Annotated in this window: 4 protein-coding genes and 1 pseudogene; 3 read left to right on the top strand and 2 right to left on the bottom strand. The window is 35.4% G+C overall.

The genetic code is table 11. The annotated features are described in order from the left end of the window. The first annotated feature begins 180 nt into the window (after positions 1-180). The 3 genes from H344_RS0116610 (at position 181) to H344_RS0116620 (ending at position 2416) form a co-directional block, all read left to right on the top strand. Positions 181-741, top strand: a complete 561-nt coding sequence (locus H344_RS0116610) for a Crp/Fnr family transcriptional regulator (protein ID WP_026811302.1) — start codon at positions 181-183, stop codon at positions 739-741. 64 nt (positions 742-805) lie between these two features. Next, positions 806-1522 (top strand): SDR family NAD(P)-dependent oxidoreductase, encoded by a 717-nt coding sequence (locus H344_RS0116615; protein WP_026811303.1) that lies wholly within the window; start codon positions 806-808, stop codon positions 1520-1522. Positions 1523-1708: 186 nt separating this feature from the next. Next, positions 1709-2416 (top strand): hypothetical protein, encoded by a 708-nt coding sequence (locus H344_RS0116620; RefSeq protein WP_240485012.1) that lies wholly within the window; start codon positions 1709-1711, stop codon positions 2414-2416. A 288-nt stretch (positions 2417-2704) separates the two neighbouring features. Here H344_RS0116620 and H344_RS22480 read toward each other — a convergent pair. Further along, positions 2705-2926 (bottom strand): annotated as a pseudogene (locus tag H344_RS22480) (IS91 family transposase); the annotation flags it as partial. 61 nt (positions 2927-2987) lie between these two features. Next, a partial coding sequence (locus H344_RS0116635) for an IS66 family transposase (protein WP_026811306.1) occupies positions 2988-3253 on the bottom strand: 266 nt, incomplete at its 5' end.

The following is a 3253-nucleotide window of genomic DNA, read 5'->3' on the forward strand; positions in this document are numbered from 1 at the left end:
AAAGATAAACGCAACCAAAATGCTTTGGCTAGGTGCGTGGAGAAAAGGTCTGTGCATGTCCGCTCCCGTACTGCTCATAGCTCGGGCGTTAGCGGTCATTGAAAAAAAAATCGAACTTATCTAAAAAATACTTATACAAATAACAAGTTCAACTATTTAGTAGAACTATTGAAATAATAAATGAAAGAATTTTTACTAAACATACACAAGATAAAGAATGTAGTATTAAACGAGTATATTTCGCATTGGAAGGAAATATCAGTTCCCAAAAAAACTACAATGACTGCGCAAGGAGAAACTCAAAAGTACCTTTATTTTGTCTTAGAAGGTGTACAGAAATCCTATTATTTAAAAGATGATAAAGAACATATAATTTCTTTTTCGTTCGCACCTTCCTTTTCTACAATACCAGAATCTTTTCTAACACAAACACCTTCAAAATGCTATTTAGAAACGATAACAGATAGCCGTTTCTTAAGAATTTCCTACAAAAAACATCAACAATTGATGTTAGAATATCGCGAAATTGAAACTTTATTCCGAAAGATAACTGAATTCTTTTTAGTAGAAATGGTAGAAAGACATTATCAATTAATGTCACACGATATTGAATCACGTTTTGTTCTATTAACTAAAAAATATCCTTTTCTTATTAATATGGTTTCCAATAAAGATTTGGCTTCTTATTTGAGAATAGACTCTACAAATTTCAGTAAATTGCTAAACCGTGTCAAGATTTAAAATGTTGGTCAGCACCAAGATTTTAAATTCTAAACATCATTATTTTTGCCCTAAAAATCACTTTATGAAAAAAGCAATAATTATCGGTGCGACATCAGGAATTGGAAAAGGAATTGCTAAAATTTTGGTTGACAATGATTATAAAGTTGGCATTACAGGCAGACGGACTGAATTACTTGAAGAATTGAAATCGCAAAATCCAAACTCATATTATACACGGTCTTTTGACATAACCGACACGAAAATAATTGTTGAAAATTTAGAAGCTTTAACAACTGTACTTGGTGGCCTTGACTTACTAATAATTAGTTCAGGAACGGGCGACTTAAATGAGAAACTTGACTTTGAAATTGAAAAGCGGACAGTTGAAACCAATGTAATGGGATTTACTTGTATCGCAAATTGGGCTTTTAATTATTTTGAGAATCAGAAGTCAGGACATTTAGTTGCTATCAGTTCAGTTGGTGGACTTCGTGGAAGTGGAATTGCACCTGCATACAATGCAACAAAATCGTATCAGATCAATTACTTGGAAGGGTTAAGACAAAAAGCAAAAAAAATAAATGAATCAATTTTTGTAACAGATATAAGACCAGGGTTTGTTGATACTGATATGGCTAAAGGAGAAGGACAATTTTGGGTTGCGCCAGTTGAAAAAGCAACTCGACAAATTTTTGAAGCTATTAAACAGAAAAAGAAAATAGCTTATGTCACCAAACGTTGGCGAATAATTGCGTCAATTTTAAAACGAGTACCAAGACAAATCTATGACAGAATGTAACTGAAATGAAAACAAAGAACCGCTAACAATGTATATAAAAAATAGGCGAATTAGTGCTAAAATCAAGGCTTGTATCTCATTTCAAAGTTCGTGCTTAACCGAAAGTTTGGTGCTTCGTAATCGCCTACTTTTCATATACTAAACGTTGTACCACATATGACAAGATTGCCTCAAATACTGATTTTAATGATATTTTCATTCACTTTGTTTAATTGTGAACAGAAAACCGAACTAACCGATTTGGAATTTGAGCAGAAAGTGTTCTACGAATTGTTTCCTGAACTATCGGACAAAATGTATGACGATATTCGTCTAATTCCAACGCCACCACCACCTTCACCAAAATATCTGACTGAACAAGGTTTTGACGCAAAAAATGATTATAACAAAGCACTCGAAGATTGGCAAAAGTCAGATGACTATCAAAATAGATTAAAAGAATGGCAAAAAAGGCGCGATTCGATTATCAATGACACAACCGAAATTTACATTGCCTTTCCTGATTCAATAAACCGATTTGAAAGAGAAGATATGTATGAATTGATTAATCATTTCAACGAGCAAAAACTTGTCGTTGACTCTAAAAACTTTGAATTGGAAAATGGATTTAAAGTGGACTTTGCCAATCTAAAGTCGAACAATGAGAAGTTAAGGTTCAAACCAATGTCCGAATTCCCAGAAAGACGGGAATTTTGGACAACTAAATACGATTTCAACTTTCGAGGTTCAATGTCATTTACTCGAATTTTATTTGACAAAACAAAAACATTCGGAGTTTTGAATGCTGGTTTCGTAAAAGGTCGTCTGAATGGAGGTGGTTGTCGAATTTTTATTCGAAAAGACGAAAACGGAAATTGGAAAATTGACAAAATAAAAGGAACTTGGGTTTCTTAAAAAATACGTGGTACAATAACTAAGTATTTGGCCCGCCGATAGGCCAGGGCTGAATATCTTGTTGACGGATCCGGTCTCCCTCTATGGGGAAAGCTTTCTTTTTAGCGTTTTTTATGGAGTCGTATTTCGGCAGACTTGCCGTGGTTTTGTATTGACAATTGAACTTCGGCATTTTTCTAGTGACCTAAATCCAACTTTTGCGCCAGTTTGGCGAACCGTCCTGTTTCTTTTTGGTTTAACATTTACCTTAAGTCATAGCGCTTCTGCCTCGCGGTTTGCAAGTAGTTCCTATAGTTGATTCGTAAACGTCAGCAATTCCTTCCAGCAATCGGGCGGCCCGCGTCCGTCGAAGGTCAGGACGGTGACCAGTTTGCCCTTTTTACAGCTCGGGCATATGCCATTGAGCAATGGTGGCTGTTCCTCTTTGAGTTTTAGCGGCTCTGTAGCCAGCATATCTTGAAGGGCGGGAAGCTTTTCTTTTTTCCAGCTACTGCTCAAGATGCCGTAATGTATCCAGTCGGCTAAGTACCCCATTGTATAATGGAGATAATTTAGTAAGCGGATTCTTTGCCTATTTGTTCAGCTGTAATTTCTTATAATTTTGTGGGTAGAGATTTTTAATATCGTTATACTTAATGGTCATAATATTCTCTAAAACATATTTTAACCACTCGTATGGATTGACTGCGTGCTTTTTGCAAATAGCAAAGAAGGAATAGATTACCGCAGCTCTTTGGGCCGCCTTATGGGATCCAGCAAACAAGTAATTTTTTCTCCCAATAGCCACTGGCCGAATTTTGTTCTCAATCTGGTTATTATCAATAAGTAAATTGCCAT

Source organism: Arenibacter latericius DSM 15913, from assembly GCF_000424985.1.
Lineage (GTDB): Bacteria > Bacteroidota > Bacteroidia > Flavobacteriales > Flavobacteriaceae > Arenibacter > Arenibacter latericius.

Coding starts and splice junctions, on each gene's coding strand:
- H344_RS0116620 (WP_240485012.1), top strand. CDS start 1,709: ATGATATTTTCATTCACTTTGTTTAATTGTGAACAGAAAACCGAACTA.
- H344_RS0116615 (WP_026811303.1), top strand. CDS start 806: ATGAAAAAAGCAATAATTATCGGTGCGACATCAGGAATTGGAAAAGGA.
- H344_RS0116610 (WP_026811302.1), top strand. CDS start 181: ATGAAAGAATTTTTACTAAACATACACAAGATAAAGAATGTAGTATTA.